Origin of the sequence: Halorubrum saccharovorum DSM 1137, from assembly GCF_000337915.1 — an archaeon.
Taxonomy (GTDB): Archaea; Halobacteriota; Halobacteria; order Halobacteriales; family Haloferacaceae; genus Halorubrum; species Halorubrum saccharovorum.
Map to the genome: position 1 here is coordinate 136,171 of NZ_AOJE01000011.1, position 17,097 is coordinate 153,267.

21 protein-coding genes are annotated in these 17,097 nt (G+C 70.2%); 10 read left to right on the forward strand and 11 right to left on the reverse strand.

Annotated elements, in window-relative coordinates; all coding sequences use genetic code 11:
- Positions 1-2: 2 nt before the first annotated feature.
- A complete protein-coding gene (locus C471_RS03840; protein ID WP_004046694.1) occupies positions 3-983 on the reverse strand; it encodes a substrate-binding domain-containing protein in 981 nt (326 codons plus the stop codon).
- Positions 984-1,114: 131 nt separating this feature from the next.
- Between C471_RS03840 and C471_RS03845 the strand changes: the two genes are divergently transcribed.
- Complete coding sequence (locus C471_RS03845; RefSeq protein WP_004046696.1) at positions 1,115-1,879, forward strand: TOBE domain-containing protein; 765 nt, start codon at positions 1,115-1,117, stop codon at positions 1,877-1,879.
- 39 nt (positions 1,880-1,918) lie between these two features.
- Here C471_RS03845 and C471_RS03850 read toward each other — a convergent pair whose 3' ends face one another.
- The 3 genes from C471_RS03850 to C471_RS17340 all read right to left on the reverse strand — a co-directional run bounded on the left by C471_RS03850 (position 1,919) and on the right by C471_RS17340 (position 4,323).
- The gene (locus C471_RS03850) at positions 1,919-2,218 is read right to left on the reverse strand and encodes a hypothetical protein (RefSeq protein WP_004046698.1); all 300 of its coding nucleotides are present in this window, start codon (positions 2,216-2,218) and stop codon (positions 1,919-1,921) included.
- Positions 2,219-2,307: 89 nt separating this feature from the next.
- On the reverse strand, positions 2,308-4,101 hold the full coding sequence (gene infB / locus C471_RS03855; protein WP_004046699.1) for a translation initiation factor IF-2: 1,794 nt from the start codon (positions 4,099-4,101) through the stop codon (positions 2,308-2,310).
- A 60-nt stretch (positions 4,102-4,161) separates the two neighbouring features.
- Positions 4,162-4,323: a hypothetical protein gene (locus C471_RS17340; protein WP_160163121.1), complete on the reverse strand. Its 162-nt coding sequence runs from the start codon at positions 4,321-4,323 to the stop codon at positions 4,162-4,164.
- Here C471_RS17340 and C471_RS03860 point away from each other — a divergent pair.
- The 3 genes from C471_RS03860 (at position 4,322) to C471_RS03870 (ending at position 5,919) form a co-directional block, all read left to right on the forward strand.
- Entirely contained in the window at positions 4,322-4,567 is a 246-nt protein-coding gene (locus tag C471_RS03860; protein WP_004046702.1) for a PRC-barrel domain-containing protein, read from the forward strand. The two genes, C471_RS17340 and C471_RS03860, sit on opposite strands and share 2 nt — an antisense overlap.
- Positions 4,567-5,025, forward strand: coding sequence for an NOB1 family endonuclease (locus tag C471_RS03865; RefSeq protein WP_004046704.1), 459 nt, complete (start codon positions 4,567-4,569; stop codon positions 5,023-5,025). The genes C471_RS03860 and C471_RS03865 overlap by 1 nt, the downstream gene beginning before the upstream one ends.
- Before the next feature lie 348 nt (positions 5,026-5,373).
- On the forward strand, positions 5,374-5,919 hold the full coding sequence (locus C471_RS03870; protein ID WP_004046706.1) for a phage tail protein: 546 nt from the start codon (positions 5,374-5,376) through the stop codon (positions 5,917-5,919).
- A 51-nt stretch (positions 5,920-5,970) separates the two neighbouring features.
- Here C471_RS03870 and uppS read toward each other — a convergent pair whose 3' ends face one another.
- Complete coding sequence (uppS, locus tag C471_RS03875) at positions 5,971-6,954, reverse strand: polyprenyl diphosphate synthase (RefSeq protein WP_004046708.1); 984 nt, start codon at positions 6,952-6,954, stop codon at positions 5,971-5,973.
- 64 nt (positions 6,955-7,018) lie between these two features.
- On the opposite strand from uppS, the gene lwrS reads away from it, so the two are divergent.
- Both lwrS and C471_RS03885 read left to right on the forward strand, forming a co-directional pair.
- Positions 7,019-7,387 carry an LWR-salt protein gene (lwrS, locus tag C471_RS03880; protein ID WP_004046714.1) on the forward strand — a complete coding sequence of 123 codons (369 nt, stop codon included), beginning with the start codon at positions 7,019-7,021 and terminating at the stop codon, positions 7,385-7,387.
- A gap of 59 nt (positions 7,388-7,446) precedes the next feature.
- Positions 7,447-8,100: an HAD family hydrolase gene (locus C471_RS03885; RefSeq protein ID WP_004046719.1), complete on the forward strand. Its 654-nt coding sequence runs from the start codon at positions 7,447-7,449 to the stop codon at positions 8,098-8,100.
- Positions 8,101-8,118: 18 nt separating this feature from the next.
- Here C471_RS03885 and C471_RS18170 read toward each other — a convergent pair whose 3' ends face one another.
- Positions 8,119-8,253 carry a hypothetical protein gene (locus tag C471_RS18170; protein ID WP_275039930.1) on the reverse strand — a complete coding sequence of 45 codons (135 nt, stop codon included), beginning with the start codon at positions 8,251-8,253 and terminating at the stop codon, positions 8,119-8,121.
- A gap of 225 nt (positions 8,254-8,478) precedes the next feature.
- On the opposite strand from C471_RS18170, the gene C471_RS03890 reads away from it, so the two are divergent.
- Together C471_RS03890 and C471_RS03895 are read left to right on the forward strand one after the other, a co-directional pair.
- Entirely contained in the window at positions 8,479-8,859 is a 381-nt protein-coding gene (locus C471_RS03890; protein WP_004046720.1) for a PadR family transcriptional regulator, read from the forward strand.
- A 25-nt stretch (positions 8,860-8,884) separates the two neighbouring features.
- Positions 8,885-9,346, forward strand: a complete 462-nt coding sequence (locus tag C471_RS03895; protein WP_004046721.1) for a CopG family ribbon-helix-helix protein — start codon at positions 8,885-8,887, stop codon at positions 9,344-9,346.
- Between the two features lie 20 nt (positions 9,347-9,366).
- On the opposite strand, the gene C471_RS03900 is transcribed toward C471_RS03895, so the two are convergent.
- Entirely contained in the window at positions 9,367-10,296 is a 930-nt protein-coding gene (locus C471_RS03900) for a rhomboid family intramembrane serine protease (protein WP_004046722.1), read from the reverse strand.
- A gap of 8 nt (positions 10,297-10,304) precedes the next feature.
- Entirely contained in the window at positions 10,305-12,590 is a 2,286-nt protein-coding gene (locus tag C471_RS03905) for an AAA family ATPase (protein ID WP_004046723.1), read from the reverse strand.
- A gap of 114 nt (positions 12,591-12,704) precedes the next feature.
- Between C471_RS03905 and endA the strand changes: the two genes are divergently transcribed.
- Together endA and C471_RS03915 are read left to right on the forward strand one after the other, a co-directional pair.
- Positions 12,705-13,898: a tRNA-intron lyase gene (gene endA, locus C471_RS03910; RefSeq protein WP_004046724.1), complete on the forward strand. Its 1,194-nt coding sequence runs from the start codon at positions 12,705-12,707 to the stop codon at positions 13,896-13,898.
- A gap of 99 nt (positions 13,899-13,997) precedes the next feature.
- A complete protein-coding gene (locus C471_RS03915; protein ID WP_004046725.1) occupies positions 13,998-14,600 on the forward strand; it encodes an LURP-one-related/scramblase family protein in 603 nt (200 codons plus the stop codon).
- Between the two features lie 56 nt (positions 14,601-14,656).
- Here the strand turns inward: C471_RS03915 and serS are convergent, their stop codons facing one another.
- The 3 genes from serS to C471_RS03930 form a co-directional block, all read right to left on the reverse strand.
- Positions 14,657-16,027 carry a serine--tRNA ligase gene (gene serS / locus C471_RS03920; RefSeq protein WP_004046726.1) on the reverse strand — a complete coding sequence of 457 codons (1,371 nt, stop codon included), beginning with the start codon at positions 16,025-16,027 and terminating at the stop codon, positions 14,657-14,659.
- A 100-nt stretch (positions 16,028-16,127) separates the two neighbouring features.
- Positions 16,128-16,364 (reverse strand): hypothetical protein, encoded by a 237-nt coding sequence (locus C471_RS03925; protein WP_004046727.1) that lies wholly within the window; start codon positions 16,362-16,364, stop codon positions 16,128-16,130.
- 92 nt (positions 16,365-16,456) lie between these two features.
- Positions 16,457-16,978, reverse strand: a complete 522-nt coding sequence (locus C471_RS03930; RefSeq protein ID WP_049908952.1) for a hypothetical protein — start codon at positions 16,976-16,978, stop codon at positions 16,457-16,459.
- Positions 16,979-17,097: the final 119 nt, after the last annotated feature.

Consider the following 17,097-nt stretch of genomic DNA (forward strand, 5'->3'; position numbering starts at 1 on the left):
GCTCACTCGTCGGACGACTCGCTACTCCAACCTTCCGGAACGTACTGCTGGAAGTCGGGGTTCTCCGAGACGGCCTCCGGGAAGAACAGCTGCTCGCCGTTCATCTGGTACTCCGAGATGGACTCCTGGACGCCCGGGCTCGTGATCCACCCGATGTACGCCATCGCGAGGTCGTAGTTGGCGTTGTCGTGGACCCCGGGGTTGACGGCCATGACTCCGTAGGGGTTCGCGAGGATCTCCGGCCCGTCCTCGATGGGGCCCTGGACGAGGATCGTGAGGTCGATCTCCGAGCGCTGGGAGATGAATGTTCCGCGGTCAGAGAGCGTGTATGCGCCCTGCTGGTTCGCGATGTTCAGCGCCTCGCCCATGCCGGAGCCGGTCTCTTGGTACCAGTCGCCGCCGGGCTCGGTGCCCGCGGCCTCCCAGAGATTGAGTTCCTTCGTGTGCGTGCCGGAGTTGTCGCCGCGCGAGACGAACGCCGCCTCCGCCTCGGCGATCGTCGTGAGCGCCTCCGTCGCCGAGGACATCCCCTGAATCCCCGCCGGATCGCTTTCCGGACCCACGATCACGAAGTCGTTGAACATCAGGTCGCGGCGGTTGATCCCGTACCCGTTCCGCATGAACTCGTCCTCAAGTCCGCGGGCGTGGACCATCACGATGTCCGAGTCACCGTTGCGGGCCGTCTCCAACGCCGCGCCCGTCCCCTGCGCGACGGCGTCGACGGTGACGCCGTACATCTCCTCGAAGTCCGTGTGGATCGCGTCGAGGAGCCCGGTGTCGTAGGTGCTCGTCGTCGTCGTGAGCGTCAGGGTCTCGCCGGCGACCCCGATCGACTCGCCGGCGCTCCCGCTTCCGTCGGTTCCGTTCCCGCCGGTCCCGTCGCCCCCGTCTCCGTTGCCGCTGTCCGTCGACGAACAGCCGGCTGTACTCGCGACCGCCCCGGCGCCCAGCGCCGCCACGAACTTCCGCCGTTGTATCGGCATAGATACAACCGGGGACCGATATCGGATATAGCTTTTGTCCCGCGCCTCGGCCCTCCGGACCGGTCGGTTCCCCCGCCTCGTGGCGGGCACCGGCCGAAAGCGCCAACACGCCCGAGTTCCTCCGCCCGGATATGGACGAGACGGCGGACCGCAGCGGTACCGGCGCCAGGGGCCGCGGCCGAGCCGCGCTCATCGAGGACGGCGTCGAGTTCGACGGGCGCGACGCCGCGCTTCTGCGCGCGGTCCACGAGGCGGGGTCGGTCGCGGGGGCGGCCGCGGAGCTGGGTCGCTCCCGCGCTCGGGCCCTCTCGCGGATCGAGGCGCTGGAGGACGCGTTCGGGACTCTCGTCGAGCGTCAGCGCGGCGGTTCCGGCGGCGGCGGGAGTCGGCTCTCGGCGGGCGGCCGCGCCCTCCTCGACCGGTACGACCGCCTCCAGGCCGTGCTCGCCGCGACCGCGCGGGTTCCGGAGACGGTGCTCGACGGAACGGTCGCGGGCGTCGACGGCGAGCTGGCCGACGTCGACACCGCGATCGGACGGGTGCGCGGGCTCCACGACGGGACGGGCGTCAGCGACGGGACGGACGAATCCGAGGCCGGCGGCGTGGCCCCCGGTGACGCCGTGCAGGTGCGGATCGGCGCGGACGCGGTGACGGTTTATCGGGGCGACGAGGCGGTCGACCCGGACGCGACGAGCGCCCGCAACCGCCGGCGCGGCGTGGTCGTCGGCGTCGACGCCGGCGAGACGGTGTCGACGGTCCGGGTCGCGGTGGGAGAGACGGAGGATGCGGTCTTCCGGGTGTTGATCACGGCGGAAAGCGCCGCGCGGTTGGACCTGGACACGGGCGACGAGGTGGCGATCCGGTGGAAGGCGACCGCGACGCGGCTGGTGGGCTAGTCGCCCGGCTGTCGTGTCGGCGCCCGATCGCCGCTGGGGTCAGTAGGTCGGGCGGTAGTCGTCACAGATGTCGGCCAGGAAGGCCTCGTGAACGGTCGCGACGTGTTTGCTGGCGGTGGACCAGTGATCGCGGGTCCTTCGGATCCGTTTGACCTCCTCGATGTGCCGGACGACGGCGTCACAGCTGACGGGGTAGGTGTTGAGCACGTGGTCGAGCTGGGCCACGAGGAGGTTCCGTTCGTCGTCGCCCGTCCGTTGGCCCGACTCGGCGTCCGCGAGACGGATCGCCGTCTCCTCTATCGCCTCGATCTCGCGATCGAACTCCGCCGAGTACTCCATACGCGACCGCAAGCCCTCCGGGATAATCGGGCTTCCGCCCGCGCCGGGTGGACGGAGTTCGAACGGAGCCGCGTCGTCGGTTCGAGGACCTACTTGCCCCAGAAGGGGTCCCGCTTCCGCTTGGTCTCCAAGTACGCCGACAGCGCCTCGCGCTCGTCGGCGGTGATCTCCTCTTTCAGCTCCTGTTCTAAGATCTTCGCGTGTTTCTCGGGGACCTCGGTCCAGAGCGTGTCGCCCTCCTCGATGTCGCGGCCGACGGTGGGGCCGTCGATGGCGATGCTCACGCGCTCGCCGGCGCGCGCCTCGTCGACGTCGTCGCCCTGCTTTTGAATCCCGGACAGCTGGCCGGCGCGCGTGAACTCGTTGCCCTCGAAGTAGCCGACGTTGCGGTTGTTCTGGACCGTGCCGGAGATGACCTCGACGCCGACGACCGCGGGGTCATTCTGGCGGAACGTGTGGTCCGGGAGGATGCGGAACCGCGCGGGGCGGACGACCTTGTCCAGCACCGTCTCCTGCTGTGCGCGCTGTTTCTCCTCGACGTACGTCTCGTACTCCTCGATCAGCTGGTAGATGACCTCGTCGGTGAACAGCTTCACGTCGGCGTTCTCCAGCTCCGTCTCCGCGTTCGCGAGCAGATCGACGTTGAACCCGAGGATGGCCTTGTGCTCGTCCTGGTTCGCGGTCTCGGCCACGGCGATGTCGCGCGGGGCGATGTCGCCGACCTCCGCGCGCAGGATCGGGACCTCGGCCTCGCGGAGCGCGTTCGCCATCGCCTCCAGCGATCCGAGGGTGTCTGCCTTGACCACGACGCCGTCCTCGGCGGTGTCCACCTCGATCTCCGCGAGCTCGGCTTTCACCTCCTCGACGACATCGTCGACCGGGCGGTCGCGGACGACCCGCACCGGCGCGCCCGCCATCGCTCGGTCGAGGTCTGGCGCGGCGATCTTCACGCCGGCGGCGGCGCCGACCTCGCCCACCTTCTCGAACTTCTTCTCGGTGCGGATCTCCTCTAAGGGTCGCGGCTGGAGCAGCGCCCGGATCTCGGTGACGATCGGTTCGTCCTGCCCGCCGACGACGACCTGGTCGCCGTTGCGGACCACGCCGTCGTACACCACCGTGTCGATGGTGGCGCCGAAGCCGCGCTCGTCTTTCACCTCCAGGACCGTTCCCTCGCCGGCCCCGTAGACGTCGATCGCCATCTCCTCTTTCATGAACCGCTGTGAGAGGCCCATCAGGACGGTGAGGAGGTCGGGGACGCCCTCGCCCGTGATCGCCGAGAGGGGGACGACGCCGATGTTCTTCTGGAAGTCCTGGACGCGCCAGTAGAGGTCCGCGGAGAAGCCGGCGTCGGAGAGCTGGCCGATGATCTCGTAGAGGTTCTCGTTGAGCATCGACTCGGCGCGCTCCGACTGCGCCTCCAGGCTCCGCTGGATCGGCTCTCCCTCCTGCGGGTTCCACCCCGGCGTCGTGTCCACCTTGTTGGCGGCGACGACGAAGGGGGTGCCCGTCCGGCGGAGGATGTCGATCGCCTCCTCCGTCTGCGGCTGGAAGCCGTCGTTCACGTCGACGACGAGCACCGCGATGTCGGCGAGCGCGCCGCCGCGGGCGCGCAGCGTCGAGAAGGAATGGTGACCCGGCGTGTCGATGAAGAGGAGACCGGGGAGGTCGAAGTCGGTCGGGTCGATGAGCTCGCCCGCCATCCCGGAGATGGTGTCGAGCGGGATGTCGGTCGCCCCGATGTGTTGGGTGATCGCGCCGGCCTCGCCCTCGCTGACGGCGGAGCCGCGGATCTTGTCGAGCAGGCTGGTCTTGCCGTGATCGACGTGGCCCAGCACGGCGACGATCGGCGTCCGAAGGGTGTCCGCGTTTGTGTGGTCGGTCATCAGTGATCGCCCCGAAAAGGTCGGTTGTCTACCGTTCCGCCCGGACGTCAGTTAAGCCTTTCAAAACGCGTCCGCCCGGATCGAGTGGACGAGGGCGTCCGAGGCCGTCGCGTCTCGCCGCGTCTCGCCGCGCCGGCCGGGGTCGTCGCGCCCCGAACCCGTCTGTCGCCCGTCCGACGCCCCCGTGGAGTTTAAGACCGTTGCCCGGGACCGTGCGAACATGGTCGACATCCTCGCGGAGAACCTCTCCGGGAAGGCGGTGATGAGCGCGGACGGAACCGAACTCGGGGACCTCTACAACATCACGATGGACCTCAAGTCGGGCGAGCTCTCCGACCTCCTCGTGAGCCCCCACGAGCACCTCAGCCCGGAGCGCTCGGGCTTCGACATCGACGAGATGGGCCGTCTGAAAGTGCCGGTTGCGAACGTGCAGGCGGTGAAAGACTACATCGTCGTCGCCCGCTGATGGAAGTCCTCGACACATCGGCGTTCATCCACGAGTACACCACCGACGACGACGTGGTCTCGGTGCCCGAAGTCCACGAAGAGCTCACCGGCGAGGGAGCGCTCCGCTTCGACGCGATGGAGGGTTCCGGGATGACGATCCACGTCCCGGCCCCGGAGGTCCTCGACAACGTGCGCCGCGCCGCACGCGGCTCCGGGGACGCCGCGGAGCTGTCCGACACCGACACCCGCCTGATCGCCACCGCGTTGGAGCTGAGCGCGACGCTCGTCACCGACGACTACGCGATGCAGAACGTCGCCGAGCGGCTCGATATCACGGTCGAAGCGATCGCGCGCGACGGGATCACCGAGGAGCGCGAGTGGAAGTTCCAGTGCGTCGGCTGCAACCGCACCTTCGACGAGAACAAGGAGCGGTGTCCGATCTGCGGCAGCGACCTGACGCGGAAGAACCCGGCGTGAGCGATTGAACGGGCGTCCCGCCGACGTCTGACAGCGATCGGACTGATCGGAGCCGAGAGCGGCCGAGTCGTTGCGTTCTGTCGTCCGTTCTGTCTGATATGTTTTAAAAGATCGGTAATATTTAAATGTGACATACGCAACTGTAAGGGGGCGTTCGGCGTGGTCGGGACGGATGGACGGCACACGCCGACGCCCGCGACGCGTGCCGACGCCGCGTCGATACGCACCGCGCGAGGTGAACCGTCCGAACGATCGCACACGAGGTGAACCGTCCGAACGAACGACTGCGCGGCCGTCGCTGCACACAGAGAGGACAAGACCATGCTACCGACCATCGGACGGCGAACAGTGCTGCAAACGATCGGCGTCGCCGGTGCGCTGGGCCTCGCGTCCAGCGCGGCGGAGGCGGAGACGGAGGCGACCGCCGACGCCGCCGCGCTGAGCCGACACGACGCGCTGCGGACCGACCGGTTCGAAGTCGAGTTCGACGGCGAGGCGGTGTCCGGCTGGCAGACCGTCACCATCCCGGGTCGCTCCACGGAACAGGATGAGTACCGCGAGGGCAACGACGCCGACTACGAGAAGAAGGTCTGGGGACAGACGACGTTCGACGACCTCGAGATGGAGCGGGGGATCCAGCGCGAGGACGTCAACCGCCTCTACGACTGGCACGAAGCGGTCAGAGCGGGGAAGGCCGACGAGGGGCGGAAGGAGATCGCGGTTAAACTGCTCGACGGGCGAGGCGGGAATCCGGAGCCGCTCCTCGAGTGGCGGTTCGAGGGGGCCTGGATCAAGGAGTACAGCCCGCCTGAACTCGACGCGAGCGCCGACGGGGACATGGCGACCGAATCGGTCACGGTCGCGTTCGACAAGATGACCCGGAAAGAGGTCTGAGCCCTCGTCCGGGGGGAGCGGCGCGCCGGTCTCGTCCGCGTCGCTCCGCGATCAGTCAGTCGACGCCTCGTCCGCGTCGCTCCGTCGCGAGTCGGTCTCGATCTCGACCGCCCCCGGACCGCTGTCCTCGCCGGGGACGGCGTCCCGGAGCGCCCCGGCGTCGACGGCGGGCAGCCGGTCGCGGAGCCGCCCCGCGACGGCCCGGGCCTCCACGATCTCGACCTCGGCGACCGCCCGGACGAGCGCGACCGCCCGATCCGCTCTGTCCCGGCGCCACGACTCCTCGCGAGACTGATACGTGCGGATAGCGCGGAGGAACTCCACTTCGGAGAACTCGGGCCAGTACGGCGCACAGAAGTAGACGGCCGCCTCGTTGCCGTTGGCGTGCCACGGCAGGAAGTTCGAGGTGCGCTCGTCGCCGCCGGTCCGGACGATGAGGTCGACGTCGCGTACCGGGCGGTCGTACAGCCGGTCCTCGACGGTCCCGACGTCAACGTCGGCGGGGTCGAGGTCTCCCGCGTCGACGTCGCGAGCGATGGCCGTCGCCGCGTCGAGCAGCTCCGTCCGCCCGCCGTACGCCAGCGCGACGTTCAGCGTGAACCGGTCGTTGTCCGCGGTGCGACGCTCCGCGTAGTCCACCGCGTCGCGAACCCGCCCCGGGAGGCGGTCGATGTCGCCGATCGCGCGGACGCGGACCCCCTGATCGTGGACGCGGTCGGCGTCGGCGAACTCGCGGAGCTTGCCTTCCAACAGGTCGAACAGCGGCTCTAACTCCTCGTCCGGGCGCTCGAAGTTCTCGGTCGAGAAGGCGTACAGCGTCAGCTCCGCGACGCCCAGGTCCGCGCACCAGTCGAGCACGCGCTCGGTGGTGGCGGCCCCGGCTCGATGGCCGTCGGGCGCGTCGTCGCCATGCTCGCGGGCGTACCGCCGGTTCCCGTCCTGAATGATCGCGACGTGCGTCGGCACGTCTTCGATCTCGCGGCGGAGGTGCCGGCGGTACGCGCGTTCGGCGAGGTCGCGGAGGCGATCCAACATACGTGTCGACCGACACGACCGAGGGGTATGTACTTTTATCCTCTGGCGGACCGATCCGCCGCCGATGGACGCCGCCTACGTCTTCCGCGTCGAGTTCCGTCTCGATCCCGAGGGCGCCGCCGTCGACCCGGATCGGTTCGAGGCGACGATGGAGATCCCGGCGGAGAAGCCGGAAACCGACGGCTGGCTGTTCTTCCGCGACCGGCTCTGGCGCGGCGATATCGGCGACGCCCCCTCGTTCCGGCGCCTCGCGAGCGACCGGCTCGGCGTCGAGGTCGTCGCCGCTGACTTCCGCGAGCTCCGGACCGACCGCGAACACCTCGACGCGCTGGAGTCGGCGATAGCCGCGGACCTCGACCGGTTCAACGCCGACTCGGTCGACGAGGTTCTGCACAAGTACCTCGGGTCGTCGATCCACCTGCGGGGGGAGTGACCGGCTCGGAACCGCGCCCCCACAACGCACTTATCGCCCGACTGCCTACGGTCGGTCCCATGGTCGTCGCCGACTACGACTTCCACCTGTTCGACCTCGACGGGACGCTCGTCGACGCGGAGTGGTCGTACACCCGCGGCGTCTTCGACCGCGTCGGCGACCGGCTCGGCCGCCCCTTCTCCGACCGGGAGGCGTACGTCCTCTGGCACGGGCTCGGCGGCGCCCGCGGCGACACCCTCCGGGAGTTCGGAGTCGACCCCGACGCATTCTGGCCGGCGTTCCACGCCGAGGAGGATCCCGTCGCTCGCGCGGAGGCGACGTATCTCCACGACGACGCGGCCCGGCTGCTCGACCGCGTCGACGACGCCGGCGGCCCGACCGGGCTCGTCACCCACTGTCAGCGGTTCCTCGCCGAGCCCGTGCTCGACCGGCTCGACCTCGGCGACCGGTTCGACGCGGTGGTCTGCTGTACCGACGAGACAGGCTGGAAACCCGACCCGGACCCCATCGAACTGGCGATGGCGGACCTCGGCGTCGACCCTCGGAGCGACCGCGGCTACTACGTCGGCGACGGCGAAAGCGACGTGGGCGCCGCGTGGAACGCGGGGCTCGACGCGGTCCACGTCGAGCGAGTGGGCCACGAGGACCGCGGGCGATGCGTGCTCGGCGACCGGCGCGTCAGCCGACTCGACGAACTGTTCGGGCCGACCTGAGAGGCCCGCCGTCGATCACTACGACCCGGCGGCACCCCGAACGCGCTCCTTGCCGCACTTCGCACAGCGCTCCACGACCTCGTTCGGATCGACGACCACCGCCCGTCGCTCGTACCGGTGTCGACAGACCAGACGTTCGATCGTCTCGTGCATATCGAAACGACAGACGCTTGTGACTGATTAAAGTTCCGTACACACATGTTTATACACATAATACGCATCAATCGGCCAGAATAACCGAGGGTAAATAGATATTCGAGGGCAAAAGGCCGAGAGAACAAAACATGTTGTCTCTTCGGAAGAGGGCAATCTCGCACCCAGATCGCGTCCGTCACCCGCGACCGAAACGGTCGTGAGGCGCCGGGCGGAACCGGACGTATGACGAAGTGGCTCCACAGCGGCCGCCGCCGCGACCTGTGCGCGCTGCTGTACGACGCCGGCGAGCTGCGGGCGCAGTCGCTGAAGAGCCGGCTCGAATCGCACTACGACGAGCGGATCGACCCGCAGTCTTTCTACGCCACGCTGACCTCGCTCGTGGAGTCGGGATTCCTCGATCGGCGGACCGAGGGGCTCGCCGACGTGTACGCGCTCACCGACGCCGGCGAGCGCGCCCTCCTCGATCACTACGAGTGGCTCTCGGAACGGATCGGCGGCGGAGCCCCCGACGAACCGCCGGCCGGCGGCGTCAGCGACGGCGAAACCGCCGGCGTCAGCGACGGCGAGACCGCCGGCACCGGCGGTCCGAACCTCAAGGATTAACAAGATCGGTGCCTTCAGTTAATACATGACGGTCGTCAGCGTCTCGATGCCGGAGGAGCTGTTGGAGCGGATCGACGGGTTCGCCGACGAACACGGCTACACCGGGCGTAGCGAGGTCGTCCGCGAGGCCTCTCGGAACCTCCTCGGCGAGTTCGAGGACGCGAAGTTGGAGGACAGAGACCTGATGGCGGTGGTGACCGTGCTCTTCGACTACGAGACCACGAGCGTCGAGGAGCGGATGATGCGGCTCCGCCACGAACACGAGGGGCTCGTCGCCTCCAACTTCCACAACCATATCGGTTCGCGGTACTGCATGGAGCTATTCGTGCTAGAAGGGCGCTTAGCGGACATCTCGACGTTCGTCGGAAAGGTCCGCGCGACGAAGGACACGCTCACCGTCGACTACAGCGTGACGCCGGTCGACGAGTTCGGCGCCGACGGCGACCACGCGGGCGACAACGGTCACGGCCACGGCCACGACGACTGAGCGGAGCGGCGCGGGCTTTTTCAGCCGCCTCCGCGATCGGCCGTCCCGTCGACCAGGACGCCGACGAACGGCACCGCGAACCCGACGACGTAACCGGCGAGGTGCGCGAACACGTTGCTGCCGAACGGGACGAGCACCAGCGACCCGATCACGCCGGCGGCCGCGACGCTCGCACCGGTGACGTACAGGAGCTCGCGCTCCGGAGCCAGATCGAGCTCCGCCACCCGCGGGCGGCCGACCGCGGCGTACAGACCGACCGCGGCGACGACCGCCCCGACCGCGAACAGCGACCCCACGGCGGGCAGCGGGGGGAAGTAGCCGGCGCCGCTCGGCGCGAAGTACGCGACCGCGAGCGACGCGAAGACGGCGACGACCGACCACCGCGGGTCGACGCCGGGCGGACCCCCGCTTCGGCTCCGACCGCTTTCCGCCGCCAGCGCGGCGAACCAGACGGCGACGAGGTAGCCGAGGAGCGCGCTGTTCACGTCCGAGAAGCCGGCTGTCGGCGCGTCGGTCAGGCCGCCGAGCGCGACGACGGTCGCCCAGGCGGAGACGAGCGGGACGACCGCGAGGTAGACCGCGACCGAGCCGAGGAGCCGTCGCCGCCAGCCGGCGACGACCGAGAGGGGGTACGCGACCGCGACGAGCAGCCAGTAGTTGACGACGTTGTCGGCGAGGTGGACCGTGTCGGCGTGGACGAAGCTCGACGCGAACGCGGTCCACAGCGCCCACCGGCTCTCGAACACCCCCTCGGTCGCGAGCGAGAAGCTCCACGCCTCGACGCCGGGAAGCAGGTTCACGCCGACGAGCAGCGCCGGTAGCGGGAGGGCGACGAGCCCTAACTCCGACGGTGGCCGCGACCGGACCGCGGCGAGGACGGACGCGAGCAGGCCGCGGAGGGTGGGCGAGTCCGAGTCGGGGGGAGCCTGCCTCCCGGCGTCGGCCGACATCTTCCCCCCTACGGCGTCGCCGGGCGGACGCTCTCCAGCGCCGCCGCGAAGTCGTCGGCGGTGACCCCGACCTCGTCGGCGTGGTCGTTGGCCGCCTCGCCGTGCTCGTCGGCGACGCGCTCGATGGCGATCAGGGCAGCCTCCCGGCACAGCGACGCGATCTCGGCGCCGGAGTACCCCTCGGTCTCGTCGGCGAGGTGTTCGAGGTCGACGGTCTCGACGAGGGGCTTCTCGCGGGTGTGCACGTCGAGGATCTTCCGGCGCGCGTCGCGGTCGGGCTCGGGGACCTCGATGTGGGTCTCCAACCGCCCGGGGCGGAGCAGCGCGGGGTCGAGTGCGTTCCGGCGGTTCGTCGCCGCGAGCACGACGAGGTTCGGATTGTCGCTCGCGCGGTCCAGTTCCGTGAGCAGCTGTGAGACGACGCGCTCGCCGACTCCGGAGCCGTCGCCGCCGGCACCGTCGCGGTCGGCCGCGATCGCGTCGATCTCGTCGAAGAAGACGATCGCGGGCGCCGCCTGCCGAGCGCGGTCGAAGAGGTCCCGGACCGCCTTCTCGGACTCGCCGACGTACCGGTCGAGCAGTTCGGGCCCGGCCACCTGAATGAAGTTCACGCCGCTCTCTCCAGCGATCGCCCTGGCGAGGAGGGTCTTCCCGGTACCGGGCGGCCCGTGAAGCAGGACTCCCGTCGGCGGGTCGGCGTCGGCGGCCTCGAAGAGGGGGCCGTACGTCAGGGGCCACGTGACGGCGCGTTCCAGTTTCTCCTTCGCCTCCGGCAGGCCGCCCACGTCGGCGAAGTCGGTCGTCGGCTGTTCGGCGACGTACTCGCGCATCGCGCTCGGCTCGACGCTCGCGTGGGCCGCCTCGAAGTCGGCCTTCCCGACGGTCACGTCGTCGAGCGCCTCGGCGTCCGACTCGCGGGCGCGCCGCAGCGCGGTCATCGCGGCCTCCTGCGTGAGCCCCTCGATGTCGGCCCCGACGAACCCGTGGGTCCGGGCCGCGATCCGGTCGAGGTCCACGTCGTCCGCGAGCGGCATCCGGCGCGTGTGCACGTCGAGGATCTGCCGGCGGCCGGCCTCGCCGGGGACGCCGATCTCGATCTCGCGGTCGAACCGACCGCCCCGCCTGAGCGCGGGGTCGAGCGTGTCGACGCGGTTCGTCGCGCCGATGACGATCACGTCGCCGCGGGCGTCGAGCCCGTCCATCAGCGAGAGGAGCTGTCCCACGACGCGGTTCTCGACATCGCCGCCGTCGTCGCGCTTGCCCGCGATCGAGTCGATCTCGTCGAAGAAGACGATCGCCGGGGCCTCCTCGGCGGCCCGCTCGAACACGTCTCGCAGGCGCTCCTCCGACTCGCCCTTGTACTTCGACATGATCTCCGGGCCGTCGACGGTGATGAACGTCGCGTCGACCTCGTTGGCGACGGCTCGCGCGATCAGCGTCTTCCCGGTGCCGGGCGGCCCGTGGAGCAGGACGCCCTTCGGTGGGTCGATCCCGAGCCGGGTGAACACGCCGGGCTCCGAGAGGGGGAGCTCGATCGTCTCGCGGACCAACTCCAGCTCCTCGTCGAGCCCGCCGATGTCCTCGTAGGTCGCGCCCGCGGTGTGCTCTTCCGGGGGCGCGGTGCCCCCGCCGGTGGGTCGAGCGTCGGTTCCGGGGGTGCCGGCGACGTCGTTCCCGGCCGTGCCGCTCCCGGCGGATCGGTCCGCGGGAGCGCCGCCGCCCGACTCCGGTCCGGAGGCGGTCCGGCGACCGCCTCCGGTACTCGCGTCGGACCGGGACTCGTCCGCTCCTCCGTACGTCACCGACACGTCGGTCCGGTTCGTGACGCGAACCGTGCCAGCCGGGTCCGTCTCGCTGACGACGAACCGGATCCCGCCGAGCCGCTCGACGTGGACGGCCTCGCCCTCGGTGACGGGGCGGTCGCGGAGGTCGCGGGCGAGCGCGCGCTCGACCACCTCGCGGCTCACGTCGACGTCGGCGAGCTCCGCGGGCGCGGCGAGCGCGATCCGGTCGGCGTCCTCGACGTTGACCGCGGCGACCGTGACGGTGTCGCCGACCTTCACGCCGGCGTTCGCGCGGGTGTCGGCGTCGATGAGGACGGAGCCGTCCCGCGCGTCCGCGCCGCCGGGCCACACCTTCGCGACCGCGGTGCGGTCGCCGCGGATCTCGACGGTGTCGCCGCTGAGGAGGCCGAGTCGCTTCCGAGAGGATTCGGGAAGCCGAGCGATGCCCCGGCCCGCGTCCCGCTTCTCGGCGGCGCGAACCGTGAGCCGGAGGCCGGCGGTGTCGTTCATACGCTCCGTTCCGGCCACTGACCCTTTACCCTTACCCGGCGCTGAGGAGGTCCGCCGCCGGTCTGCCCGCCGCCGACCGCAACCCCCTTACCCCGCCCGGACCCGTCGTTCGGTATGCAACCGACAGGGCACCTGCGCGGCGACGCGGTTCACGTCGCCGGCGACGCCCGCCAGCGGTTCCACGACTCCGGCGGCTACGGCCGGCCGCTCGGCGGCGACGAGATCGCGCTCTCGCGAGTCGAGGCGGCCCACCTGCTGTTCCGCGGCGACCTCTCTGGCGTCGCCCTCGGCGACGGCGCGGGCGACGGGAACGGCGAGGTCGGCTTCGAGCGCTTCTTCGTCGAGAGCGCGGCCGCGGCCGACCGGTTCGCGGTGCGCTACCTCGTCTACGCCGACCTGCGCGACCGCGGCTTCTACCTCTCGCCCGCCCGCGAGCCGTGGCCGGGCGGCGACGTCGACGCGCCCGACGCGGTCGACTTCGTCGCCTACGAGCGCGGCTCGACCCCCGACACGGGGAACGTGAAGTACCCCGTGCAGGTCGTCGGCGAGCGCGAGTCGCTCCCGGCCGCCGGGCTCGCGGGGCGAACCCTCGCCGTCGTCGACGAGGAGTCCGACATCACCTACTTCGCGGCGGAGGACGGGACGATCGCGGGCGCGACCGACTACGACCCGCCCGATCGGCTGACTGGCGTCCTCCTCGCCGACCGCGTCGTCGTCTGGGACGCCCCCGAGGGGCTCTACGAGCGCGGGTTCTACGGCCAGCCGCTCACCGGCCGCGCCGCGGCGGTCGAGGGCGCGGTCCAGCTCTCCTTAGTCGAGGCGGCGTCGCTCGCGGCCGACGGCGTGCTGTCGCTGTCGGCGTCGGTGGACGCGGCGGGCGCGGCGGAGGAGTCCTCCAGCGGGGGCGCCCCGGAGGCGGACGGCCCCGCCGCCGCGGTCGTCGCCCGCGGTCGCGACGTGGAGGGGGAGCGGTTCGACCGGCGGCTCGCGATCTACAGACGCCTCCGCGAGGCCGACGCCGTCCCGAAGACCGGGTTCAAGTTCGGCGCGGACTTCCGGACCTACCTCGACGTGGAGACGGTCGAGGACCTGCCCCACTCCGAGCACCTCGTGCGCGTCGTCGAGGCCGACCACCGGTTTTCGCCCCGCGAACTGTCGCTCGACGTGCGGCTCGCCGGCGGTGTCCGCAAGGAGATGGTGTTCGCGCTGACGGCGGTGAGCGACGACGATCGCGACGATACCGCCGAGCGCGACGCGGCCCGCGACGCCGACGTGGAGTGGCTCTCGGTCGGTCGACTCACGCCCTGAATCCCGGTCGACTCACTCCCTGAGGGGCGCTGTCGCGGGCGGTTCGCTCCCGTCGCGCGGAGCGGAATCGTTTTCCGACGCCTGATCCTCCTGCCGGCCATGAGCGAGCACTCCGTGTTCCCCTCCGACTCGGACGCCTACGACATCTCCACGGTCGATCTCAGCGACGACCGCTACGAGGTGAAACAGTCGATGGTCCGGAACAAGTACACCGTCCGCGACGGCGCCGGGAACGTCGTCCTGCGCGGGAAACAGAAGATGTTCAAGCTGAAAGAGGAGTTCCCGTTCGTCACCGGCGACGACGAGGACGCCTTCTCGGTGAAGGCGGGCGGCATCATGGACGTCGCGGGCAGCTACGCCATCACCGACGCGGGCACCGGCGAGGAGGTCGTCGTCCTCGACGAGGACTACTCGCTGTTCGTGGAGAACTGGACGATCCGCGACCCCGAGACCGGAGAGGCGCTGGCGACCATTCGGTCGAAGAATAAACTCCTCTCGGCGCTCCGGCACCTCGTCGGCGCCGCGAACCTCTTCCCGAACAAGTACGAGATATTCGACGCCGACGGCGGTCACGTCGGCGACATCGAGGGCAAGTTCTCGATGCGCGACGCCTACACCGTCACCATCGACGACGCGAGCGACGTGCCGAAGGAGGCGGTCGTCGCCGCCGCGTGTATCCTCGACGCCTTAGAGAACCAGTAGCGGCGTTCACGTCGGAGGCCGCAGCGGCGTTCGACATCGGAGGCCGTCCGCGTCGCCTACTCCCCGCCCAACTTCGTCTCGCCGACCGCGTCGTGGCCCTCGATGACTTCCGTGCCGCCCATGTACGGGCGCAGCGCCTCGGGGACGGTGACGGTGCCGTCGTCGTTCTGGTAGTACTCCAAGATCGCGACGACGATCCGCGGGACCGCGAGCCCCGAGCCGTTCAGGGTGTGGAGGAACTCGGCCGACTCGTGGTGCTCCTCGCGGTACCGGATCTGAGCGCGACGCGCCTGGAAGTCCTCGAAGTTCGAGACGGAGGAGACCTCCAGCCAGCGGCCGCCCTCGGCGGGCCCCTCGTCCATGTCGTCGGCGGGCGCCCACACCTCGATGTCGTACTTCTTCGCCTGCGTGAACCCGAGGTCGCCGGTGCACATCTCCAGGATCCGGTACGGGAGCTCAAGGCGCCGGAGCACCTCCTCGGCCTCGTCGACGAGTCCGTCGAAGCGCTCGTCGCTCTCCTCCGGGCGCACGAAGTTCACCATCTCCACCTTGTTGAACTGGTGGACGCGGACGATCCCGCGCGTCTCGGTGCCGTGCTCGCCCGCCTCCTGCCGGAAGTTCGGCGTGTACGCCTGGTACTTCAGCGGGAGGTCCTCGCCGAGCAGGATCTCGTCGCGGTGGAGGTTGGTGACGGGCACCTCCGCGGTCGGGAGCAGCCAGAGGTCGTCGTCGTCGTACTCGTCCTCGTTGGTCCCCTCGACGCGGTAGGCGTCCTCGGTGAACTTCGGGAGCTGGCCGGTGCCGCGCATCGACGCGGAGTTGACCGGGATCGGCGGGAACACGTCCTCGTACCCCTGCTCGCGGTGCACGTCGAGCATGAACTGGATCAGCGCGTGCTCCAGGCGGGCGCCGTCGCCCTTCGCGACGTAGAAGCCGCCGCCGGCGACCTTCGCGCCGCGCTCGAAGTCGAGGATCTCGAGGTCCTCGCCCAGGTCGTAGTGCGGCTCCACGTCGTCGGGCAGCTCGCGGAGGTCGTCGAACCCCTCGCGGCGCCGCTCGACGTTCTCAGACTCGTCTTCGCCGACCGGCACCGACTCCTGCGGGATCTGGGGGAGCTCGAGCAGGGACGCCTCCAGTTCGGCCTCCAGCTCGTCGGCGCGCTCCTCGATCTCCTGGAGCTCCGCCTTGAGCTCCTGAGAGCGCTCGATCGCCTCCTGGGCCGCCTCCTCGTCGCCGGCCTGTTTCAGGTCGCCGATCTTCGAGGAGACCTCGTTGCGCTCGTGCCGGAGGTCGTCGCCCCGGCTCTTCAGCTCTCGCCACTCCTCGTCGACGTCGAGTATCCGGTCGAGGTCCACGTCGACGCCCTTGTTGGCGAGCGCCTCGCGGACGACCTCGGGGTTCTCCCGGACGAACTGTCGAGACAGCATTTACCGGTGGTTCCGCCGGCCGCCCCAAAACCGTATCGGAGCGTCGGCACCGGTTGGCACGGTGGGTTCGGTGTTCGGAGTTCGGGACGCGGCGTCCCAGTCAGGGGATGAACGCGAAGTTCGCGACCACCATCAGGAGCGCGAGTCCGGCGACGACGACGCCCATGATCCGCATCAGCAGGATCCGCGTCTCGCTCGGCTCGATCCGCGTCGTGCCCTCGGGACCGCGGGCCTGCCAGCTCGTCATCCGACGGGGGAACGCCGCCATGGCGAGCGCGCCGGCGGCGACGAGGAGGGGGACGGCGACGAAGAACAACCGGAACGGTGCGGGGAGCATATCGGGAGGGCCTCACGGGAATCTACAAAAAGTTACGCTTCCGGTCGGTGCCGCGAGGCTCCGCGCCCGTTCCGACCGACCGTCGCCAACTGTCAGTACCCGCCGGGCAGGGCCATGCCGATCGCGAGCGCGACGAGGGGGATCGCGGCGGCGACCGCGTACGCGAGTCCGGCGGCGAAGAGGAGCCCCCACGTCGAGGGGCCGTAGCCGGTCGGGTCCCAATCGACGCCGAGCCGCGGGAGGCCGATCACGGCGACCGCCGGGGCGACGAGCCCGACCCCGATCCCACAGAGCAGCGTCGTGAGCAAGAACCCCGAACTCCAGGCGGGGCCCGCCTCGGCGGCGCGCGCGACGGTGAGGACGACGCCGGCGAGGTAGGGAACCGAAAGCGCGATCGAGACGCCGACGTACGAGGTGAGGATCCGACCATCCGGCGGGAGCGCGCGGAACAGCGACCGGAGGCGTTCGGCGGCGAGGAACGGGGCGCCCAGTCCCGCGGCGACGAGGCCGGGGAAGAGGAACAGCGCGAGCGTCCACAGCCAGCCGATCGCCGCGTCGACGAGCGCCGTGACGACCGGAACGGACGCGGGCGTGGAGAGCGCGGGGAGGGCCATACCCGAACGGGTTTCGCGCGAGACAAACGCTTTGTGGTGGCTCGGGGGCGTTGCGGCCGGGTCCGACTCCCCCGCGACGACCGCGGCGACCGCGACGCCCGAACCACCACGGTTTAAGC

Coding starts and splice junctions, on each gene's coding strand:
- C471_RS03850 (WP_004046698.1), bottom strand. CDS start 2,218: ATGGAGTACTCGGCGGAGTTCGATCGCGAGATCGAGGCGATAGAGGAG.
- serS (WP_004046726.1), bottom strand. CDS start 16,027: ATGCTGTCTCGACAGTTCGTCCGGGAGAACCCCGAGGTCGTCCGCGAG.
- C471_RS03905 (WP_004046723.1), bottom strand. CDS start 12,590: ATGAACGACACCGCCGGCCTCCGGCTCACGGTTCGCGCCGCCGAGAAG.
- C471_RS03925 (WP_004046727.1), bottom strand. CDS start 16,364: ATGCTCCCCGCACCGTTCCGGTTGTTCTTCGTCGCCGTCCCCCTCCTC.
- C471_RS03840 (WP_004046694.1), bottom strand. CDS start 983: ATGCCGATACAACGGCGGAAGTTCGTGGCGGCGCTGGGCGCCGGGGCG.
- C471_RS03930 (WP_049908952.1), bottom strand. CDS start 16,978: ATGGCCCTCCCCGCGCTCTCCACGCCCGCGTCCGTTCCGGTCGTCACG.
- C471_RS03865 (WP_004046704.1), top strand. CDS start 4,567: ATGGAAGTCCTCGACACATCGGCGTTCATCCACGAGTACACCACCGAC.
- uppS (WP_004046708.1), bottom strand. CDS start 6,954: ATGTTGGATCGCCTCCGCGACCTCGCCGAACGCGCGTACCGCCGGCAC.
- C471_RS03915 (WP_004046725.1), top strand. CDS start 13,998: ATGAGCGAGCACTCCGTGTTCCCCTCCGACTCGGACGCCTACGACATC.
- C471_RS03860 (WP_004046702.1), top strand. CDS start 4,322: ATGGTCGACATCCTCGCGGAGAACCTCTCCGGGAAGGCGGTGATGAGC.
- C471_RS03845 (WP_004046696.1), top strand. CDS start 1,115: ATGGACGAGACGGCGGACCGCAGCGGTACCGGCGCCAGGGGCCGCGGC.
- C471_RS03885 (WP_004046719.1), top strand. CDS start 7,447: ATGGTCGTCGCCGACTACGACTTCCACCTGTTCGACCTCGACGGGACG.
- C471_RS18170 (WP_275039930.1), bottom strand. CDS start 8,253: ATGCACGAGACGATCGAACGTCTGGTCTGTCGACACCGGTACGAGCGA.
- C471_RS03895 (WP_004046721.1), top strand. CDS start 8,885: ATGACGGTCGTCAGCGTCTCGATGCCGGAGGAGCTGTTGGAGCGGATC.
- endA (WP_004046724.1), top strand. CDS start 12,705: ATGCAACCGACAGGGCACCTGCGCGGCGACGCGGTTCACGTCGCCGGC.
- infB (WP_004046699.1), bottom strand. CDS start 4,101: ATGACCGACCACACAAACGCGGACACCCTTCGGACGCCGATCGTCGCC.
- lwrS (WP_004046714.1), top strand. CDS start 7,019: ATGGACGCCGCCTACGTCTTCCGCGTCGAGTTCCGTCTCGATCCCGAG.
- C471_RS03890 (WP_004046720.1), top strand. CDS start 8,479: ATGACGAAGTGGCTCCACAGCGGCCGCCGCCGCGACCTGTGCGCGCTG.
- C471_RS03900 (WP_004046722.1), bottom strand. CDS start 10,296: ATGTCGGCCGACGCCGGGAGGCAGGCTCCCCCCGACTCGGACTCGCCC.
- C471_RS17340 (WP_160163121.1), bottom strand. CDS start 4,323: ATGTTCGCACGGTCCCGGGCAACGGTCTTAAACTCCACGGGGGCGTCG.